Source organism: Acinetobacter sp. IK31, assembly GCF_035615195.1.
Classification (GTDB): Bacteria; Pseudomonadota; Gammaproteobacteria; order Pseudomonadales; family Moraxellaceae; genus Acinetobacter; species Acinetobacter calcoaceticus_C.
The window spans coordinates 134,179-154,874 of record NZ_JANBOB010000001.1; the positions used below are offsets into that span (position 1 = coordinate 134,179).

Consider the following 20,696-nt stretch of genomic DNA (forward strand, 5'->3'; position numbering starts at 1 on the left):
ATCAACCTATTAAAGCTTGAACAATTTTCTCTTGAGCTTCAATAGTCAAGTACGGATGCATCGGCAAACTCATTACTCTTTCAGCGATAGCATCACCGACAGGCAACATCACATTTTTATCCGCTACAGCAGGTTGCTTATTAAGAGGAATCGGATAATGCACAGCTGTTGGAATACCCTGTGCTTTTAGTTTTTCTTGTACTTCTGCACGGTTATTAACCTGAATCGTATATTGTGCCCAAGCACTGGTATTATGCGACTCAAGATATGGTGTTGTGTGAATACCTGCCTGATTAAATAACTGATTATAAACTTCAGCTACTTTTTGACGTGCTTGCATTTCATCATCCAAAATTTCTAATTTTGGTAATAAAATAGCCGCCTGAATTGTATCTAGACGGCTATTCACGCCTACACGAATATGATGATAACGCTTGTCTTGACCATGACGCGCAATTTGACGGATCACTTTAGTAAGCTCATCATCATTGGTAAAAATAGCACCACCATCACCATAGCAACCCAATGGCTTACTTGGGAAAAAGCTAGTACAGGCAACCGTACTTAGGTTACAGCTTTTACGACCTTTATAAGTCGCACCAAAACTTTGCGCAGCATCCTCAATCACAGGAATACCAAACTTTGCGGCAATCGCATTGATTGCATCAAAGTCTGCACACTGACCATATAAACTCACAGGAATAATGGCTTTGGTCCGAGGAGTAATTGCCGCTTCTAATTTTTCAACGTCTAAATTGTAAGTCTTCGGATTTACATCAACGTAGACAGGTTTTGCACCTAAAAGTGCAACTGTTTCAGCCGTTGCAATATAAGTAAAACCTGGCGTGATCACTTCATCACCAGGTCCGATACCGAATGCCATTTGTGCAATTTGCAACGCATCTGTCCCATTGGCACAAGTAATGCAGTGTTTAGCACCTACATAGGCAGCAAGTTTTTCTTCCAACTCAATTACTTCTGGGCCTAAAATGTACTGACCATGTGTCAATACATTTTGAATGCCAGCATCAATTCTATCTTTAATTCGATTTTGCTGTGCTTTTAAATCAATAAAGTCAATCATAATTAACCCTGCTTTGTCAGTGTCGTTCCATCAAGTTTATAAACTGCTCCTGTATGTGAACAGATTACTTCTGCCTGTCCCTGTAAAGGAAGGTCAAGCTGCTCACCAAATTCACTCATCCAGCCAATTTGTTTCGCGGGCACCCCAACCATTAGCGCATAAGCTGGTACATTTTTATTTACTACAGCACCAGCCCCAACAAAAGCATAAGCTCCAATGGTGACACCACAAACAATAGTACAGTTTGCCCCAAGCGTAGCGCCCTTTTTCACCAGAGTGTCACGATATTGATCTTTACGCTCAATTAAAGAACGAGGGTTATACACATTGGTAAAGACCATGCTTGGCCCACAAAATACACCCTCTTCCAAAAATACATTATCGTAAACCGATACATTATTTTGGACTTTACAATGGTCACCAATCACAACCCGGTTACCAACAAAGACGTTTTGACCTAAAGACACGCCTTTACCGATTTTGGCACCACCACAGACATGAACGAAATGCCAAACACGTGAATCTTCACCAATTTGTGCGCCATCATCGACTATGGCAGTTTCATGTTGATAAAAGCTCATGCTTTTTTCACCTTTGCCAATAATGGATGTGGATTTTCTGGGTTTTCAACAATAGAAGAAACACGAATCACTTCAACAGTTTCAATTGCTGCACGGTTCTCTTCAACACCATAACCTTTACCTTCTAATACACGTTGATAGCTTTGTGTATGTAAATCGGTAAAGCCGCCTGAAAACTCAAGCTCTTCATTTTCAATGGTAATACTACGATAAGTCAGCTTTTCACCTTGTACCGCATTTTCTGGCAAATTATTTGCATCAATTGACAAGAACCAACGAACACGGGCACGTTCGTATTCCAAGTAACCCGACGCAGTTTTTTCATCACGGAAATGCACTTCATTTTTAACAATTTTTCCAAAAATAAAATGCAGCATGTCGTAAAAATGCACACCGATATTCGTTGCCACACCACCAGACTTCTGGTCTAACCCTTTCCATGATTTTAGATACCATTTACCACGAGAAGTTAAATAAGTAAGATCAACATCGAATACTTTATCAGCTGGTGCAGATTGAACTTTATCACGCAATGCAATAATGGAAGGGTGTAACCGTAATTGTAAAATTGAGTTTACTTTGGCACCGTATTGTTTTTCATATTCAGATAACATATTTAAGTCTTCTGAATTCAGTACCAATGGTTTTTCACAAATGACTTCAATGCCGTTTTTCAAAGCATATTTCATATGTGGTGCATGTAAATAATTAGGTGAGCAAATCGCTACATAATCCAGCTTTTCACCTTTTAGTTTTTGGTCTTCTACATACGCTTCGAATTCTTCAAATTCGGTAAAAAACTCAGCTTCCGGAAAATGGCTATCCATAATCCCAACCGAGTCATTTACATCCATTGCTACAGCCAAGGTATTGCCAGTTTCTTTAATTGCTTTTAAGTGACGCGGTGCGATATAACCAGCAGCACCAATTAATGCAAATTTTTTCATGATCAAAACTTCAATTTAATAATAAGATAAAATTAGAGACGGAATACGGTGAAGCCTGCATCTGACATTTCTGTACGATTAAATAGGCTCTTCACATCAGCCAATACAGGTTTTTCACTCTTCACGTAACTGCGCAGCTCATTTGCAGAAAGTGAGCGGAATTCGTTATGGCCTACCGCAACAATGACGCTATCTACAGGGTTTTGAGCATCAACTTTTCCAAGCTCAACACCATACTCATGTCTAACTTCATCTGCATCTGCCCATGGGTCTGCCACTACGACTTGTGCTCCCCAAAATTCTAACTCTTTAATAAGATCGGCCACTTTACTATTGCGGATGTCAGGGCAGTTTTCTTTAAAAGTTACTCCGAGTACACCAACTTTTGCACGAGGTACATCAATACCATTTTGAAGCATAAGCTTAATCGTGTTACGCGCTACATAGCGTGCCATGTTGTCATTAATACGACGGCCTGCAAGAATTACTTGTGGATGATAACCAACTTCTTCGGCTTTATGAGTCAAGTAGTAAGGGTCTACACCAATGCAATGTCCCCCAACTAATCCAGGACGGAATGGTAAAAAGTTCCATTTACTGCCTGCTGCTTCTAACACATCTAAAGTATCAATACCGATACGATCAAAAATCACAGATAGCTCATTCACTAAAGCAATATTTAAATCACGTTGCGTGTTTTCAATCACTTTGGCAGCTTCTGCAACTTTAATACTAGTTGCTTTGTGAGTGCCTGCAGTAATAATGCTTGCATACACTGCATCTACAGTATCTGCCACTTCGGGAGTGCTACCGCTCGTAATCTTTTTAATTTTAGTTAGCGTATTAACTTTATCACCTGGATTAATACGTTCAGGACTATAACCGGCAAAGAAATCTTGGTTAAATTTGAGGCCCGATATTTTTTCTAATATCGGAATACAGACTTCTTCTGTTGCGCCTGGATATACTGTAGATTCATATACAACTATATCGCCTTTCTTTAAAGCTTGCCCTACAGTCTCACTTGCTTTTTTCAAGGGAGTTAAATCAGGACGATTCACCTGATCGACAGGTGTAGGAACAGTTACAATAAAAAAATTACTTGTTTTTAAATCATCTAAATTTGAACTAAAACTTAATTGTTCTGCTTTTAGAAGCTCTTCTGGCGAAACTTCTAAAGTATGGTCTTGACCATTTTTTAATTCATTAATACGGTTTTTGTTAATATCAAACCCTATTACTGGCCCTTTTTTTCCAAACTCAACTGCCAATGGCAAGCCTACATACCCTAAACCTATAATCGCTATTCTTAAATCGGCAAGTTGCATAAAAGTTAGCCTTTTTCCTTACAAGATTGTATCTATTAAATATATGTTGCATGTTAACTGAATATCGCCGAGCGTAACTATATCAGTTTTTTTCTACTCTCCGTATTGCAATTGTATAAAAGTGTTTACAATGCAAGTATCTCCAGTTAAACAATTCTGTTAAAAATAATATCTTTTAACATTTCTATTAATTTCCTATAACCAACTTAGCTGGCGTAGATAAACTAAACATACAAAGCTCTACTATTTTTCGGTGTTTTTTCATTTCTTTTCAGCTAGAATCTGTCCATCCTGCGTTTAGTTTAAATAGACACTTGTTACTATGCAGTGGACGATATCAATTAAAGATAAATACACAAAGGGTCGCGTGTGAAGTATTGCCAGTTTTTCTCTATTCTTACCTTAAGTTTAAGTGCTGCCAGCTGTGCGGTTACTTCCGGCTTACAAACTTATGATATTCCAAGTGAAGGGATTTATAAAACAGATCTCGGTACTACGGTTAACGTCGTTAAAATCTCTCAAGAAACAATACCAGCAATTCAACCTGCTCAAATTGACTATCAACGCGACTATGTAAGCTTATTTAAAAATCAACAACCTATTTACCGCTTAAGTCCCGGAGATACTCTCTCTATTCAGCTTTGGGCTTACCCTGAAATTACGCCACCTGTGAATGGCATTAGTAACGAGCAATCAATTCAAGCCAATGGTTACCCTATTGACCAGAGCGGATACATTCAATTTCCTCTAGTTGGTCGTTATAAGGCTGCTGGTAAGTCACTTGCTCAAGTCAATCGCGAACTTCGTAGCCAACTTTCCCACTTCTTAAAAAACCCTGATGTGATAGTTCGCGTACTCTCCTATGAGGGCCAACGCTTCTCTGTACAAGGGAGTGTTACTAAAGGTGGGCAATTCTACCTAAGTGATCAACCAGTAAGTGTATACTCAGCTCTAGGTATGGCTGGTGGCGTCACTACAATGGGCGATAATACTTATATTCAACTCATTCGAAATGGTCGAACCTACAACTTAAATACGATCGATTTAGAAAAAGCCGGATATTCATTACATAAGCTATTGGTTCAACCCAATGACACAATTTATGTGAGTACTCGTGAAAACCAGAAAATTTATGTCATGGGTGAAGCTGGGAAAAGTCAAGCCTTACCAATGCGTGATCAAGGTATGACGTTAAGTGATGCCTTAGGAGAGAGTTTAGGTATTAATCCAGCTTCTGGCAGTGCAAGCAAAATTTATATAGTTCGTACTAATCCAAATGATCATACTACTGAGATATATCATTTAAACCTACTCAGTATTGGTGACTTTGGTTTAGCCAATCAGTTTAAATTACGCAGTAATGATATTGTGTATGTTGATGCGACTGGCCTGACCCGCTGGCAGCGTGTGATTAATCAAATTATTCCATTCTCAAATGCTTTATATAACATAGACCGTTTGGGACAATAATATTATGCAAATTAAAAATATTTTAGTGGTTTGCATTGGAAATATCTGTCGTAGTCCTATGGCAGAATATTTCTTAAAGCAGCAATACCCCCAATTAAATATTGAATCTGCTGGCATTTCAGGGCTTATAGGCCATCAAGCTGACAATAAAGCACAACTTTGTATGCAGCGCTTAGGTATCGATATGCAACCCCATATTGCTAGAAAACTAAGTGCTGAACACATTAAAAAAGCTGACCTGATTTTGGTCATGAGTCACAACCAGCAAAAACATATTGAACAAACTTGGCCTTTTGCAAAAGGTAAAACTTATCGTTTGGGTCACTGGCAAAATAGAAATGTGCCAGATCCTTATCAGCATGATCAAGCTATTTTTGATCAAACCTGCCAGCTTATTCAACAGTGTATTGCTGACTGGAAACCTTATATTTAACGCCTAGATTTTAAGCTTATGAACCAAAATACGAATACCGAAGATACAATCGATTTAAAAGAATTGTTTTTTTCACTCATTGCACAGTGGAAGCTTATCGCTCTATGCGTTATTTTAAGTCTTGTATGTGCTCTACTCTACTTACGTGTCACTCCAAATACTTACTCCGTTGATGCACTAGTTCAAGTAGAAGACAGTAAGGGAGCTTCTGCTGCACTATTAGGGGATCTGTCCAATATGATTGAGCAAAAGTCCCCTGCTCAAGCCGAAATTGAAATTTTAAAATCTCGTTTAGTATTGGGTTCAGTCATTAAAGACTTGCATCTGAATATAAAAATTTCCAGCACAGAGAATACTTTTAGTCATCGCTTATTAAGCGATACTGAATATAAAACTGAATATAATAAAAAATCAGTTATCTTTAAGGATGGGCTTAAAAGTTTTGAAATTCGTACATTAGAAATTCCAGCGTATTACCTAGATAAAACCTTACATCTTAACTTTGATAAGCAATCTTTACGTTTAACTGATCCAACAACTGAAGAAGTTATATTAAATGTTCCTCTTAATCAGCTAAACCAAGTTGCAGGACCACATGGATCTTGGAAAGTTGCGATCTTCACAAAAAACCAGTTTGATACAACTTATAACATTAAAAACTTATCTATTCCTGCTGCTGTAAATGCGATTAGTTCAAACTACTCAGTTGCTGAACGTGGAAAACTTACAGGGGTGTTAGGTCTAAACTACCAAGGTCAAGACAAGGAACATATTACCAAAGTTCTAAATGCAATTTTAGCAACTTATAGTGCACAAAATATTGAACGTCGCTCTGCTGAGTCTGCTCAAACATTAAAGTTTTTGGATGAACAACTGCCAGATCTAAAAAAACAACTTGATGATGCAGAACGTCAGTTTAATAAATTCCGTCAACAATACAACACGGTTGATGTGACTAAAGAATCTGAGTTGTACTTGACTCAAAGTATCACCTTAGAAACTAAAAAAGCTGAGTTTGAACAAAAACAAGCGGAAATGGCGGCAAAATACACCGCTGAACACCCTGCAATGCGTGAAATTAATGGACAGTTGGGTGCCATTAATAAGCAAATTGGTGAACTCAACAGTACGCTAAAACAATTGCCAGATGTACAACGTCAATATTTACAATTGTACCGCGAGGTTGAGGTAAAAACGCAGCTTTACACTGCTTTATTAAACTCTTACCAACAGCTTCGAATTGCAAAAGCTGGTGAAATTGGCAATGTACGTGTCGTTGATACTGCTGTTGAACCAGTTGAGCCAATTAAACCTAAAAAGTTACAAGTCCTTATCTTATCTTTATTCTTAGGCGGTTTTATAGGAACATTAATTGCCTTGTTACGTAATATGTTACGTACAGGAATTAAAGATTCTGGACAAATTGAGAATGAACTGGATTTACCAGTTTATGCAACAGTTCCACGCTCTCCAGTTCAAGAAAGTCGCATCAAGATTTTAAAGAAGAAGAAGAGTATTCCTATTCTTGCTGTTAAAAATAGTGATGATATTGCAATTGAGAGCTTACGTAGTATCCGTACTGCGATTCACTTTGCATTGGCGAGTGCGAAAAATAATATCATTATGATTGCAGGCCCGTCACCAGAAGTAGGTAAATCCTTTATTTCGACTAACCTTGCAACAATTTTTGCACAAGGTGATAAGCGTGTGTTACTGATTGATGCCGATATGCGTCGTGGTTATATGCACAAATACTTTGATGTTGACGTAAAGCCAGGTCTTTCTGAATTATTAAGTGGGCAAGCTGATCTTCAGCAGGCACTTCACAAAACTCAAGTTGCTAACCTTGATGTGATTACACGTGGTAAGAGCCCAACAAATCCTTCAGAAATTCTAAGCTCAAACCAATTTAAAGAATTACTTGAGCAGCTACAAAGTCAATATGACCACATTATTATTGATACTCCACCAGTGCTTGCTGTAACTGACGGTATTATTATTTCGCAATATACTGGTGTGAATTTAATTGTTGCTCGTTATGCTAAATCACAAATGAAAGAACTTGAATTAACACTTAATCGCTTTGAACAAGCGGGTGTTAAAGTCAACGGCTTTATTCTTAACGACATTCAACGTGCTAGCGCGGGTTACGGTTACGGCTATAACTACGCTTACGCATATAAAGCACAAAAAGAAGATTAAGCGTAAAATCATAAAAAAACCGGATCAAATGATCCGGTTTTTTTATGATTTTTTAAGCTTAAGCACATTAAAACTAACTAAAATATATAAAAAACCACTCGTTTTTTTTCTTAAACATTCTATGCTTAAGCATGCTAAGATCAAAAGCAGCCTTTTTAGACTCAAATGATTATTTTTGGAACCTTTTATGAGTAAAGCCTTACCCATTGCTGTCGCTGTAGTTTTAGGCGGTGCTGCACTTGTACCAGTATATTATGCAAGCCAACATCCGACCACAGAAGTCGGAAGCAAGGCAAATAAAAATGCCACCCCAATTGAAAAAATTAGTTATGTTCTTGGATATGAAGTTGCTCAGCAAACTCCACCTGAGCTAGATACAAAATCATTTGTGAAAGGGATTCATGATGCTCGCAGCAAGCAGCCAAGTGCTTATACTCAAGAAGAGTTGAAAGCTGCTGTAGGCGCTTATGAAAAAGAATTGCAGCAAAAAATGCAGCAACAGAATAAACCAGAACAAGCTGCTGGTGCTGCTCCTGAGTCTGCCGATGCTCAATTCCTTGCAGAAAATAAAACAAAAGCTGGCGTAAAAACTACGGCGTCTGGCTTGCAATATATCATTACTAAAGAAGGCACAGGTAAACAACCTACTGCACAGTCTATAGTTAAAGTACATTACGAAGGCCGTTTAATTAATGGTCAGGTTTTTGATAGTTCTTATAAACGCGGTGAGCCAGTTGAGTTTCCACTCAATCAGGTTATTCCAGGCTGGACTGAAGGACTTCAATTGATGAAAGAAGGCGGTAAAGCGACGTTCTTCATTCCATCAAATCTTGCCTATGGCCCTCAGGAAGTTCCTGGCATTCCAGCAAACAGTACACTGATTTTTGATGTAGAACTCATTTCAGTGAAATAAAAACATTCAGGAGAGTAGAACACTACTCTCCTTTTTTTTGGAAAACGGCATGAAAAAAATTGGTCTAATTATTGCAACATCAACAATGAGTTTATCTGTTTTTGCTGCAACTCCTATAACGAATAAAAGCCCAGCAAAAGAACAATTTAGCTATAGTTATGGCTATTTGATGGGCCGTAATAATACTGATGCATTAACAGATCTAAATCTTGATACTTTTTACCAAGGTCTTCAAGAAGGCGCACAAAGTAAAACAGCACGCCTAACTGATGAAGAAATGGCAAAAGCGATTAATGACTATAAGAAAACCTTAGAAGCCAAACAACTCGTCGAATTTCAAAGAACAGGGCAACAGAATGCTCTGGCTGGTACAAAATTTCTAGCTGACAATGCAAAAAAATCAGGTGTAATCACGACTAAATCTGGTCTTCAATACCAAGTATTAAAAGAAGGTAATGGTCAAAAACCGAAAGCCACATCTCGTGTTAAAGTAAATTATGAAGGTCGTTTACTAGATGGGACTGTATTTGATAGTTCTATTGCCCGTAATCATCCAGTTGAGTTTCAGCTCAGTCAAGTGATTACAGGTTGGACAGAAGGTCTACAGACCATGAAAGAAGGCGGAAAGACTCGCTTCTTTATTCCGGCTAATCTTGCTTATCGTGAGGTCGGTGCTGGCGACAGTATTGGCCCAAACAGTACTTTAATTTTTGATATTGAATTACTACAAGTTTTACCGAAATAAATTCATTAGATATAAAAAAAGCGATCATTTAAGATCGCTTTTTTATTTTTAGTGTTTTAAGTCTCTAGGACGAAAACCTGTAACAACGAGAGCAACCAGATAAGCAACTACGCCGACGACACATAATCCAACCACTTCGGCAACACGTAACCACTGTGAAAGTTCACCGTTGTACCAATTTAACGCAAACCAAAGCGCTGCAATCATGGCAAGGTTCGCCAAACCATATTGAAGTCCTAATTTTTTCCAATGCGAATCAAATCGGAAAATATTACGTTTATGTAAATAGAAGTAGAGTAAACCCGCATTCACTAAAGCCGAGCCTGAAGATGCCAATGCAAGTGCCATATGCTCTGCATGCCAATCAATCAATTTAAAGAAACCAATAAATACAACGTTTAAAATAGCATTCGCTGCAACTGACATTAAACCGACACGTACTGGTGTTTTGGTATCTTGCTGTGCATAGAAACCAGGTGCAAAGACTTTAATCAACATAAATGAAATCACGCCTGCACTCATACATTGCAGTGCTAGAGCTGTCATTTGTGTATCACGTAGGTCAAACTCGCCACGCTGGAATAATGCCTGAATGATTGGTGTAGAAAGCATAAATAAAGCAATACTTGCTGGTAAACCAACCAATACAATAATTTTTGCAGCCCAGTCGATCATACCGCGGAACTTTGCTTGATCTTGTTCTGCATGACGAGCAGAAAGTGAAGGTAAAATCACTGTACCAATCGCAACCCCGATTAAACCTAACGGCAACTCAGTCATACGCTCTGCACTGTAGAGCCAAGATACTGAACCATCTTGCATGAAAGATGCCCAAATCGTATTTAATAATAGGTTAATCTGGGTAACAGATACCCCAAATAATGCTGGAAGCATTAATTTTAAAATACGCTCTACACCTTCATGTTTAAAATCAACTTTAGGTGGGATCAGCAGGTTTTTACGCCATAGCTCTGGAATTTGTATCGCTAACTGCAAAACACCCGCCACAACAACTGACCAGCCTAATGCTTTGATCGGTTCAGCCATATACGGCGTAAGCCACCATGCCCCGGCAATCATCGCGACATTCAGCAACACTGGTGAAAAAGCTGGTGAAGCAAACGAACCATAACTATTTAAAATACTGCTGGCAAAAGCTGTCAGCGACATAAACAATAAATAAGGGATGGTCAGACGAAACATGCTGACTGCTAAATCGAACTTTTCAGGATCGCTATGGAAACCAGGTGCGTACATATAAATGATTGCAGGGGCTAAAACCATAGCAACAAAAGTTAGTAGTGTCATGACTGTTAACAAGCAGCCAAATACCCGACTAATCAAAATCTGCACTTCAGCGTGTGCTCGGCCTGTTTTATATTCAGTTAATACTGGAATAAAGGCTTGAGAAAAGGCACCTTCGGCAAACAATCGTCGAAAGAAGTTGGGAATACGAAAAGCGACGACGAAGGTATCGAAATCTTTACCCGCACCAAACACGTTGAGCAATACGACGTCACGCACTAACCCTAACACTCGTGACAACATCGTCATTGCACTGACAATAAAAGTCGATCGCCACAATGCCATCGTACTCACCTACAGCTATATTCGAAAGACGCTATTGTAATGAAACTAGAAAATCTTTTCGTTGTGAAATGATGAATGAACTCAACTTTTTTTCTGAGCAAGTAATTGTCTAAAGTGCTGCCATTTAAAATAAGGCCCTGGATCAGTTTTTCGGCCGGGCGCAACATCTGAATGTCCTGTAATATGGTTTTTAATTTCAGGATAAGCCTGACGAATGGCAGTAACGACGTCGGTTAATACATCGTATTGTACTTCTTCAAAGGGCAAATCATCACTTCCTTCAAGCTCTATCCCAATTGAATAATCATTGCATTCTACTTTGGCTAAATAACTCGAACGCCCTGCATGCCATGCCCGATCGTTAAAATTAACAAACTGAAGGACTTCTCCACTACGTAAAATCAGCAAATGCGTAGAAACCTGCATCCCCTCAATAGTTTGAAAATAAGGATGAACTGACCAATCTAATTTATTTTGAAAAAACTGCTCAATATATCCGCCTCCAAATTGAGATGGCGGCAAACTAATATTATGAACCACAATCATTTGAATTTCGGTACCAGTCGGACGCTGGTTAAAATTTGGAGAAGGGATTTGTCTCGCCCCTTTTAATTGCCCATCTATAACTTCATACGGTGTAATTTGCTTCATTGAGATGCCAATAAATTGCTTGCCAATTGTTTTAGTTTAAAGCAGTTATCTTCTTTTCAAAGTAGTAAATGCGATTGTTTATCGCGATTAATCTGATAAAACAGCTTATTTTTAAAGTCGACGGTGCTAATATATCGCAAGTTTTAGGGTCATCTACAAAATGGAAACCGTATGAGCATACCTCAATCTTTGCTTGAACAATCAATTCAAATCAATATTCAGCAAGCATTACAAGAAGATATTGGGGACGGTGATATTACCGCTATGCTCACACCCGAAGATGAGCAAGCCACTGCGACCATTATTAGTCGTGAAGATATGGTTTTAGCTGGACAGCCTTGGGTTAATGCACTCATCTCAGCCTATGACAATACGGTGCAGGTAACTTGGTTAAAACAAGAAGGTGACCGTGTTGCTGCAAATGAGGCATTTTTAAAACTTGCAGGTTCTGCACGTAGCTTACTTACTGTAGAGCGCCCTGCTTTAAACTTTATTCAGACTTTATCGGCGGTTGCAACGAAAACTGCTGAATATGTTCAACAGCTCGAAGGTTTAAATACAAAACTTCTCGATACACGCAAAACCTTACCGGGCTTACGTATTGCACAGAAATATGCTGTGGCTATTGGTGGTGGTCAAAACCATCGTCTAGGTTTATTCGATGCGTTCTTAATTAAAGAAAACCATATTATGGCGGCTGGTGGTATTGCTCAGGCAATTGCCAAAGCCCATCAAATTGCACCGGGTAAACCCGTTGAAGTCGAAGTTGAAACTTGGGATGAGCTAAACCAAGCGCTCGAAGCTGGGGCAGATATTGTTATGCTTGATAACTTCAGCCAACAGCAGATGATTGATGCCGTTAAACATGTTGCAGGCCGTTGTAAGTTAGAGGCATCAGGTAATATCACCATTGAAAACTTGCGCGAAGTTGCCACTACTGGCGTTGACTACATTTCTATGGGTGTACTGACTAAAGACGTTAGAGCTGTTGATTTATCAATGCGTTTTAATGCTTAAATAAAGTCTACATCGTTACTAGTATTTTTTTGCGACTTGGTCATGTCTGCCGCTTGTGTTTTTTGCCATGCTGACTGAGTCGCTTGCGCCTCACCATCACGTGGGTCAGCAGCCATTAAAACAAATGTCACTACTGCTAATAATACAATAAAACCTTGTAGCATAAATTTTCCCCATTACTTTAAAAAAATCAGGGTTCCAAGGTAAAAGATAAATATGATCAGGCTTAGGAGGTTGTGTTACAAAAGGTAAGTCTTTATTTTTATTATTCATCTACACCACAAGATAGTACCTCTCTTCATTTATATTTCCCAACATTAGATTGTGTGAGATGTCATCTACAACCTGCCCAAAATCTATAAATATATTGTTTTTGCAATAAATCAGATATATGCAGAAAGAGAACAGGTTTTGTAGATGACAAATGCATTTGGTTACTTTGGGCAAAACCAAAGTAACGAATTAGCTACTTCCACTGGATGAATAAATGATAAGACTCCGTCGTGCTAGCTAATTTAAAATAAATTATTAACCCAAAACTTCAGCTTAATCACTCATCCATTACACTAAATAACCCATATATGGATCAGAAATTGAATCTTCTTGGGTTTCAATACGGCCAGCAAAGCGACGGCTAAAAGTAGTATCATCAGCTAATGTCACAGTGAAGTCGTACCAACCACCAAATTCAGACATATCCCAAACCAGTTCTTTTTCAGAATGATCTGTTTCTATGGTCCATGTCTTATTTGCAAGATAAGCATTTGCTTTGACTGTCAGCTTGACAGACTTATTACCATCATGACGCACTTTTAAATACAAATTCGCATCACATGCTTCCACACACACTCTAATTTCCGGCAATGCTTGAGTCTGGTTAGCTTGGCTTAAATTACCTTTAAAAGCACGATGGAAACCATTTGGACCAAGCACCCATAAATCGTACTGCCCAGTTGGAGCATTCCAGACATCATCAAGCTGTTTACCTGCCTCAACCATATAACGACGTGGAATTGCTGCAAGATCTAATCGGTTATAGACATGGAAAACCGCTGCTTGCTTACCTGTATTTGAGAACATCAGTTTTACAGTCTTTTGTATTGCATCAACTTTAGCACTGGTATGCAAAATATAAGGCAAAGCACGTGAAGGTCTAATGCCCATTTCCTGCTGTGCAAATTGTTGCTGGCTTGGAACCGGAACTTGTGGCAATAAAGCTTGAGCCACGCGAATAGCATCGGCTTCTGCTTTTGTTTTCTTACCGTCTAGTTCAGAGACAGGTAAAAGGTTCGGGGTTTTAAAATCAAAAGCTGTAGTCAAATCACCACACACGGCACGGCGGTATGGACTGATATTTGGTTCTTGCACACCAAAGCGTTTTTCCAAGAACTGTAAAATAGAGGTATGGTCAAAGACTTGAGAGTTTACCCATCCCCCACGACTCCACGGTGAAATCACATACATTGGAACGCGCACACCCGGTCCATAAACACGCCCATCTGTTGCGGGTTGAGATTTTGCCGTAGCAACTGCTGGATGATTAAAGTACTCATAAGACACTTGTTGGTCACTTAAAGTCGTTTTCCCCTGAACTACACCTTTTTCATCTTTAGATGGTGCACTTGGTGAAGGAATATGGTCAAAGAAGCCATCATTCTCATCAAAGTTCACCAATAAAACCGTCTGGCTCCAAACTTGAGGATTTTCAGTTAAAGCATTTAGTACTTCTTGCATATACCAAGCGCCCTGTACAGGACTAGATGGCCCAGGGTGTTCGCTATAGGTTGCAGGAGCAACTAACCAACTCACTTGCGGCAATTTACCTTGTGCAATATCAGCTTTAAAAGTTCCTAAAAAACCACCATCAGACATAGTATTGGCAATACCTTTGTAAAGTGGCTGTGTTGCATCAATCTTTTCATCGTATGCAGGGCAAACGAGAACATCATTACTTACAGGTTGCCCTGACTGCTCATTTGCACGGCGGTACTGTTTGAAACCAGCTAACGGGTTATCTGTAAAGTTATCTGGCATGTTTTGGTAAACTTTCCATGTCACGCCAGCCTGCTGTAAGCGCTCAGGATAGGTCGTCCATTCATAGCCTTCTGTTGATGGTCCAATACCATCAAATTCATTTACAACACTGGCAACGCCTGCACCTGTAGGACCATTGGTTCCAGTCCAGATAAACTTACGGTTTGGGTTAGTTCCCGCATGCATGGCACAGTGGTAAGCATCACAAATGGTAAAAGCATTAGCTAAAGCAAACTGATATTCAACTTCCTGTTTTTTGTAGTACCCCATCGACTGCGGCTTTTTATAAGCGACCCAATCGCTCATTCGGCCATTATCCCAAGCGGCTTGGCCATCAGACCATGAATGCGGCGTACCTGAAACACGCTGCGCATTTCCTAAGCGGCTATCCAAATGATAAGGCAATATTTTATTTTTTTTCGCATCATATTGCTCCCATACTTTCCGGCCTTCGGTCATTGGAATGGTAAAGCGGTCGCCAAAACCACGTACACCTTTTAGTGTTCCAAAATAGTTATCGAAAGAGCGGTTTTCCTGAGTCAAAATCACAATGTGTTTAACATCTTGAATAGTTCCACTTTCAACTTTGGCATCAATAGCTAAGGCTTTTTGAATACTAAGCGGGAAACTCGCTAACGCTGCTGTCCCAAACATAGTTTTTGTAGAATTTAAAAGAAATTCGCGACGGTTCATTAGTTCTATCCTGAGTTCTTATTATGGTGCACAGTGCATTTTGCAATTACTGGTTGGCGGTGTTGTTGGCGATGAATTGTCTGAGTCGTTATCATCGTTACAAGCACTGAGCATCAGTGCTAAAGAGGTAATTAGTAGAAGTGAAAGTTTTCGCATTGGTTTTTTCCAAACGGTTTAAATGCGAACTACTAATAAAGCGTAAAAGTGACAGGCAAGTGATGTTTTTATGTCGATTTGATGAAGGCATAAAAAAACGCACCCGAAGATGCGTTTTTGAGAAAGCGTAAAATTACCAGCCTAAAGCTTCTTGTTGCTTTTTAACTAGCTCGGCAATTCCCTTTTCTGCCATTTCTAACATGTCATTGCTTTGTGCACGAGTAAATGGTTTATCTTCAGCTGTACCTTGAATTTCAATAAATTCGCCAGCTTGTGTCATCACCACGTTTAAGTCAGTTTGACAGTTCGAATCTTCTTCATAACAAAGATCAAGTAACACTTCGTCTTGATAAATACCAACAGAAATTGCAGCAACTAATCCTTTAAGCGGATCATGCTTAATTTTCTTTTGAGATAACAAAACATTCATAGCATCAACCAATGCTACAGCCGCACCAGTAATTGCTGCCGTACGTGTCCCACCATCTGCCTGAATCACATCACAGTCGATGGTAATCGTGTTTTCGCCAAGCTTCTTCAAATCAACCATAGCACGTAAGCTACGACCAATCAGGCGCTGGATTTCCTGTGTCCGGCCCGACTGTTTACCACGCGCTGCTTCACGGTCACTACGGGTATGGGTTGAGCGCGGTAACATGCCATATTCAGCAGTGACCCAGCCCTGTCCTTTTCCTTTCAAAAACCGTGGAACCGAATTATCGATACTTGCAGTACACAATACTTTGGTATGACCAAACTCAACCAGAACTGAACCTTCTGCGTAACGGGTATAGTTACGTGTGATTTTCACTTCACGTAACTGGTCTAATTCACGTTGGTCAATACGCATAATCCTTCCTAACTTCTCTTAAATACAAATCTGGGTATAGTATAGCAAAGGATTTTGACAGGTTGAGTTTATTCCCTACTTTCAAATGTAAGTCTGCACTTTTAATGACTCAAAAATAAAAATAGCCCCTTAAAAGGAGCTATTTGGAATGTCTTAAATAATGATCTATCTTTATTAAGCAGCTTTGCCAAACATGCCCTTCACCGCCTCAACAAAAGTCCGCTTGGTCGCCACCAAACGATCAACCATATTATCAGGCAAAGAGTGAACAGCCAGACGTTTATACACACTCACAATCTGAGATCCAAAGGGCGCGGTATTGTACTGTTGACCAAACTCTGCACAGACTTCACGTACTTTAGGTGCCATCTCTTGATAGCGGTTGGCAGGTACATCAGGAAACAAGTGATGTTCAATTTGATGACTCAAGTTACCACTCAAGAAATGCATGATTTTACCGCCAGTAAAGTTTGCTGAACCACGAATCTGACGCAAATACCACTCTGCTTTGGTTTCATTATCAATATTGTCAGTGATAATTTCAGAGTCTTCTGTGAAATGACCACAATAAATCACGGTCGATGCCCAGTAGTTACGAATCAAGTTAGCAAAAAAGTTACCCGCCAATACTGGCAAGAACATTGGTCCTGCAATTAGTGGGAACAACACATAATCTTTCCCAAACTGACGTACCATTTTTTTACGTAGATTTTTAGATTCTACATACACTTCTTTCCAAGTTTTGGTGCCATCAAACAACACTTTTTCCATCTCTAGACGTTGCAAAGCTAATAGCCATTCAAAACCCGTTGACAATACAAAACCCATTGGCACGTTGAATAAAAAACGGGGTTCCCACTTTTGCTCACGGCTCATGCGCATCACACCATAACCGCTAATATCATGATCCATGCCAAACACATTGGTATAGGTATGATGCTTATAGTTATGGGTATATTTCCAGTCTTCACCCGTACACACCGTATCCCAGTCATAGGTTGCACCGTTAAGTGCCGGATCATTTAACCAGTCAAACTGACCATGCATCACATTATGACCGAGTTCCATGTTTTCAACGATTTTAGATACGCCTAGCATAGCGGTACCCAACAACCATACTGGTGGAATCCAACCACCAAACATCAACATGCCACGTGATGCAATTTCGGTGTAGCGTACAAAATTACGTACTTTGTAAATATATTTTGAATCTTCTTCCCCGAGATCTTTCATCACTTCAAGACGAATTTCTTCAATACGGCGACCAAAAGCTTCTGTTTGCTCTGGGGTTAAATGTGCCGATTTTGATGTTGCTTTAATTTCCACTGCCATATTCATAAGGGTATCCTCAAATCTCTTTTATGTTTGTTTTTATAGATCAATCGTGACTGGGCTAAGGGCTTGGTTCACGCATAATTTAATTGCACGATTGGGTTGATCGTCAATTTCACCTGTTAAGATATTCTGGGTGACACCACTGACTTTGGTACACGTACATTGGTTGCATACACCCATACGGCAACCATGTTGCGGACGTAAGCCTGCTTGCTCTGCACTGCTTAATAACGTTGTCGTGGCAAGAAAGTTTTGTTGCGAACGACGGAATATGATTGGTTGTGCTTCATTAGACTGTTCGATTTGAACAGGCATGAAAAACTCTTGATGAAGCTGCGACTGAGCATCTTGCTGCGCATAAATTTCTTTTGCCTGTTGCATCATGCCGTGGTGTCCACACACGTACGTTGCAGTCTGCGCGTAATCAGGAACCAACTTTTGCAATAGATCTTCAGTTAAATGCTGCTTTTGTGCAGTGGTATTAAAAAAATGATATTTAAGCTGTGGATGCTTTTCTGCCAAAGCTTTTAATTCAGCATGGAAAACTTCAGCACGGTTGAAATAAATCACGTGAATCTGTTCAAGCTGCTGTTTCAACGCTTGCTGCAATAATGAATAGATCGCAGTAATTCCACTACCTGAAGCAATTAAAATAGCTGGCTGTTGACCTGAATGTAGTGTGAATTCACCTTGTGGCTGTGAAATTGTAACACTCTCACCAACATGTAACAGCTGAGCTGCACTAGACACCAAGCCCTGTACTTTAATACCTAAAGAGATCTCGCCTTCACTCGTCACTTCAATAATTGAATAACTACGCTGTTGGTAAACTCCATCTATAAGTAGAGTTAATAAAATACTTTGCCCAGCACGTACCTGATCGAATTTAAAGTTACGATTCGGTTTAAGCTTAATGAGCACCATATCGGTATGAAGAGACTGAACTGCGGTAACTTTGGCAAGTACCCGTTTCCAAGCCCAAGTCACGTTAATTTTCTGCAAAACAAAATCAACGAAATCTTCTCGAACCCAATGTGGCTGATAATTAAGTGTTGCGTTCATACGTTCCTCTTTTGTATCTGGCTATTTATTTGAGTGAACACATGTTCGTATAGTGAACATATGTACACTATATTTATAACTGTTCACTCAGTCAACACTTGTTCACTATTTTTTTTATGAAAGTTTGCTCTTTTTTGTTAGACTCTGGCTCACGGTTTAAATAGGCTCTTTTAATGTCGATACGGGATGAACGAAAACAGCAAAGTCGTCAGGCACTTCTCGATGCAGCCTTGCATCTGAGCACGTCTGGGCGTTCGTTCAGTAGTATCAGTTTGCGTGAAGTTGCACGTGAAGTTGGTTTAGTACCGACAGCGTTCTATCGTCATTTTCAAGACATGGATGAACTTGGTAAAGAACTGGTTGATCAAGTCGCACTACACTTAAAAAGTGTTTTACATCAATTGGGCCAAAGTTATTTACAACATAAATCGACCAAAACTCAAACCAGCATTGAGCTATTTGTTCAGGCGGTAAATCATAGCCCTAAGCAGTGGCAATTTATGATTTCCGAACGTTGGGGAGGTTCAGAAACGGTCCGTGCAGCAATTGCCCGAGAAATCGAATTTCTAATTGAAGATTTAACAACCGATCTCACCAAACTCGAAAATTTTAAACATATTCAACAACCTCAAGACTTAAATGTCTTATCTACAATTTTGACCAACATGTCATTTACATGGGCAATGACGTGGCTCAACCTATCTAAACAATATCAAGACGAGCAGCTCAAACAGCAACAAACTGCCTTTATCGAAAATGCCTCTACACAAGTTCGCTTACTCTTTAGAGGGATTGCAAATTGGGAACGGTAAAAGCGGCAAATGACAAAAAACAGGTTATGTGGTAATACGTAAAGAGAGAAAGAAAAAGGCTAAAAATTTCGAGAAAAGTCTTTTTCTTTTTTACAGGAAGTAAATTATTAGTTAGGCCAAACTGGTGTAGGAATACCTATGAATCTTGATCGTCATACACAGTTTTTGATGCGCAAAGAAAAAATTCTAAGCGTGGCAGAAAAGTTGTTATTAGAAAACAATCAGGAAATTACTCTAGATGAGTTAGTGGCCGAGCTAGATATTGCTAAAGGTACACTTTATAAGCATTTTAGAAGCAAAAATGAGCTTCTACTTGAGCTAATTATTCAAAATGAAAAGCAAATTTTAGAAATTTCTAAAAAATATAATACTGATTTCAAAGAGTACGCTCCTCATTACATGCTTCATCATTTGCTTACGCCTGGTAAAACGATTCTATTGCATCAACTTGAAGAAAGTCTGACGATGACAGAGTCTAAGTTGAAGCATCTTTTCGAAGAACTTTATGAAATCCGCCAACAGCGTATTTTAGCTATTAAGGATATTACTGAAAATTATTTAAAATCATTAAATTATGATATGTCGATTCGTGACTATTTGTCTTATATCTGGTCACTGACTTATGGCGCATCACTTCTTTTGAATTCTACTTACTATCAACGCTCGATTGGTTCTCGCCAGAAACTCATTAATCTATATATTAACCAAGCTTTATCCCTACCTACACAAACCGCTAATTTTGATGTTTTAAATTTTCAAATTGATGATGAAAACCAGTAAAATTAATTGAAAT

20 protein-coding genes are annotated in these 20,696 nt (G+C 39.2%); 8 read left to right on the plus strand and 12 right to left on the minus strand.

The genetic code is table 11. The features are described from left to right. Position 1 precedes the first annotated feature (1 nt). The 4 genes from MSG66_RS00635 to tviB are packed head-to-tail and all read right to left on the minus strand — an operon-like array spanning position 2 to position 3,940. Positions 2 to 1,084: a DegT/DnrJ/EryC1/StrS family aminotransferase gene (locus MSG66_RS00635; protein ID WP_324651470.1), complete on the minus strand. Its 1,083-nt coding sequence runs from the start codon at positions 1,082 to 1,084 to the stop codon at positions 2 to 4. 2 nt (positions 1,085 to 1,086) lie between these two features. Beyond that, positions 1,087 to 1,665 carry a UDP-2-acetamido-3-amino-2,3-dideoxy-D-glucuronate N-acetyltransferase gene (gene wbpD, locus MSG66_RS00640; RefSeq protein ID WP_324651472.1) on the minus strand — a complete coding sequence of 193 codons (579 nt, stop codon included), beginning with the start codon at positions 1,663 to 1,665 and terminating at the stop codon, positions 1,087 to 1,089. Continuing rightward, positions 1,662 to 2,612, minus strand: a complete 951-nt coding sequence (locus tag MSG66_RS00645) for a Gfo/Idh/MocA family oxidoreductase (RefSeq protein WP_324651474.1) — start codon at positions 2,610 to 2,612, stop codon at positions 1,662 to 1,664. Before MSG66_RS00645 ends, wbpD begins: the two co-directional genes overlap by 4 nt. A 32-nt stretch (positions 2,613 to 2,644) precedes the next feature. After that, the gene (gene tviB / locus MSG66_RS00650; RefSeq protein ID WP_324651476.1) at positions 2,645 to 3,940 is read right to left on the minus strand and encodes a Vi polysaccharide biosynthesis UDP-N-acetylglucosamine C-6 dehydrogenase TviB; all 1,296 of its coding nucleotides are present in this window, start codon (positions 3,938 to 3,940) and stop codon (positions 2,645 to 2,647) included. A 369-nt stretch (positions 3,941 to 4,309) separates the two neighbouring features. Here tviB and MSG66_RS00655 point away from each other — a divergent pair, with 369 nt between their 5' ends. The 5 genes from MSG66_RS00655 (at position 4,310) to MSG66_RS00675 (ending at position 9,703) form a co-directional block, all read left to right on the plus strand. Further along, positions 4,310 to 5,410: a polysaccharide biosynthesis/export family protein gene (locus tag MSG66_RS00655; RefSeq protein WP_324651478.1), complete on the plus strand. Its 1,101-nt coding sequence runs from the start codon at positions 4,310 to 4,312 to the stop codon at positions 5,408 to 5,410. A gap of 4 nt (positions 5,411 to 5,414) precedes the next feature. Beyond that, the gene (locus MSG66_RS00660; protein WP_017389260.1) at positions 5,415 to 5,843 is read left to right on the plus strand and encodes a low molecular weight protein-tyrosine-phosphatase; all 429 of its coding nucleotides are present in this window, start codon (positions 5,415 to 5,417) and stop codon (positions 5,841 to 5,843) included. Between the two features lie 18 nt (positions 5,844 to 5,861). After that, positions 5,862 to 8,045, plus strand: coding sequence for a polysaccharide biosynthesis tyrosine autokinase (locus MSG66_RS00665; protein ID WP_324651481.1), 2,184 nt, complete (start codon positions 5,862 to 5,864; stop codon positions 8,043 to 8,045). A 187-nt stretch (positions 8,046 to 8,232) separates the two neighbouring features. After that, complete coding sequence (locus MSG66_RS00670; RefSeq protein WP_324651483.1) at positions 8,233 to 8,958, plus strand: FKBP-type peptidyl-prolyl cis-trans isomerase; 726 nt, start codon at positions 8,233 to 8,235, stop codon at positions 8,956 to 8,958. A 49-nt stretch (positions 8,959 to 9,007) separates the two neighbouring features. Then, complete coding sequence (locus MSG66_RS00675; protein WP_324651485.1) at positions 9,008 to 9,703, plus strand: FKBP-type peptidyl-prolyl cis-trans isomerase; 696 nt, start codon at positions 9,008 to 9,010, stop codon at positions 9,701 to 9,703. Positions 9,704 to 9,751: 48 nt separating this feature from the next. Here MSG66_RS00675 and murJ read toward each other — a convergent pair whose 3' ends face one another. Both murJ and ampD read right to left on the minus strand, forming a co-directional pair. After that, positions 9,752 to 11,302, minus strand: coding sequence for a murein biosynthesis integral membrane protein MurJ (murJ, locus tag MSG66_RS00680; RefSeq protein ID WP_324651486.1), 1,551 nt, complete (start codon positions 11,300 to 11,302; stop codon positions 9,752 to 9,754). 72 nt (positions 11,303 to 11,374) lie between these two features. Beyond that, positions 11,375 to 11,944: a 1,6-anhydro-N-acetylmuramyl-L-alanine amidase AmpD gene (ampD, locus tag MSG66_RS00685; protein ID WP_324651488.1), complete on the minus strand. Its 570-nt coding sequence runs from the start codon at positions 11,942 to 11,944 to the stop codon at positions 11,375 to 11,377. 171 nt (positions 11,945 to 12,115) lie between these two features. Here ampD and nadC point away from each other — a divergent pair, with 171 nt between their 5' ends. Next, positions 12,116 to 12,961 (plus strand): carboxylating nicotinate-nucleotide diphosphorylase, encoded by an 846-nt coding sequence (gene nadC, locus MSG66_RS00690; RefSeq protein ID WP_324651490.1) that lies wholly within the window; start codon positions 12,116 to 12,118, stop codon positions 12,959 to 12,961. Here nadC and MSG66_RS00695 read toward each other — a convergent pair. The 6 genes from MSG66_RS00695 to MSG66_RS00720 form a co-directional block, all read right to left on the minus strand. After that, on the minus strand, positions 12,958 to 13,125 hold the full coding sequence (locus MSG66_RS00695) for a hypothetical protein (RefSeq protein ID WP_324651492.1): 168 nt from the start codon (positions 13,123 to 13,125) through the stop codon (positions 12,958 to 12,960). The two genes, nadC and MSG66_RS00695, sit on opposite strands and share 4 nt — an antisense overlap. 397 nt (positions 13,126 to 13,522) lie before the next feature. After that, positions 13,523 to 15,688, minus strand: a complete 2,166-nt coding sequence (locus MSG66_RS00700; RefSeq protein ID WP_324651494.1) for a phosphocholine-specific phospholipase C — start codon at positions 15,686 to 15,688, stop codon at positions 13,523 to 13,525. A 21-nt stretch (positions 15,689 to 15,709) separates the two neighbouring features. Continuing rightward, positions 15,710 to 15,844 (minus strand): hypothetical protein, encoded by a 135-nt coding sequence (locus tag MSG66_RS00705; protein WP_255787789.1) that lies wholly within the window; start codon positions 15,842 to 15,844, stop codon positions 15,710 to 15,712. Positions 15,845 to 15,977: 133 nt separating this feature from the next. Continuing rightward, positions 15,978 to 16,694 carry a ribonuclease PH gene (gene rph, locus MSG66_RS00710; RefSeq protein WP_042898352.1) on the minus strand — a complete coding sequence of 239 codons (717 nt, stop codon included), beginning with the start codon at positions 16,692 to 16,694 and terminating at the stop codon, positions 15,978 to 15,980. Positions 16,695 to 16,868: 174 nt separating this feature from the next. Next, a complete protein-coding gene (locus MSG66_RS00715; protein WP_324651497.1) occupies positions 16,869 to 18,032 on the minus strand; it encodes an acyl-CoA desaturase in 1,164 nt (387 codons plus the stop codon). A 33-nt stretch (positions 18,033 to 18,065) separates the two neighbouring features. Next, positions 18,066 to 19,091 (minus strand): ferredoxin reductase, encoded by a 1,026-nt coding sequence (locus MSG66_RS00720; protein ID WP_262473587.1) that lies wholly within the window; start codon positions 19,089 to 19,091, stop codon positions 18,066 to 18,068. A 173-nt stretch (positions 19,092 to 19,264) separates the two neighbouring features. Between MSG66_RS00720 and MSG66_RS00725 the strand changes: the two genes are divergently transcribed. Together MSG66_RS00725 and MSG66_RS00730 are read left to right on the plus strand one after the other, a co-directional pair. Next, positions 19,265 to 19,903 carry a TetR family transcriptional regulator gene (locus MSG66_RS00725; protein ID WP_003655781.1) on the plus strand — a complete coding sequence of 213 codons (639 nt, stop codon included), beginning with the start codon at positions 19,265 to 19,267 and terminating at the stop codon, positions 19,901 to 19,903. 138 nt (positions 19,904 to 20,041) lie between these two features. After that, the gene (locus MSG66_RS00730; RefSeq protein WP_133976036.1) at positions 20,042 to 20,683 is read left to right on the plus strand and encodes a TetR/AcrR family transcriptional regulator; all 642 of its coding nucleotides are present in this window, start codon (positions 20,042 to 20,044) and stop codon (positions 20,681 to 20,683) included. The last annotated feature ends 13 nt before the right edge of the window (positions 20,684 to 20,696 follow it).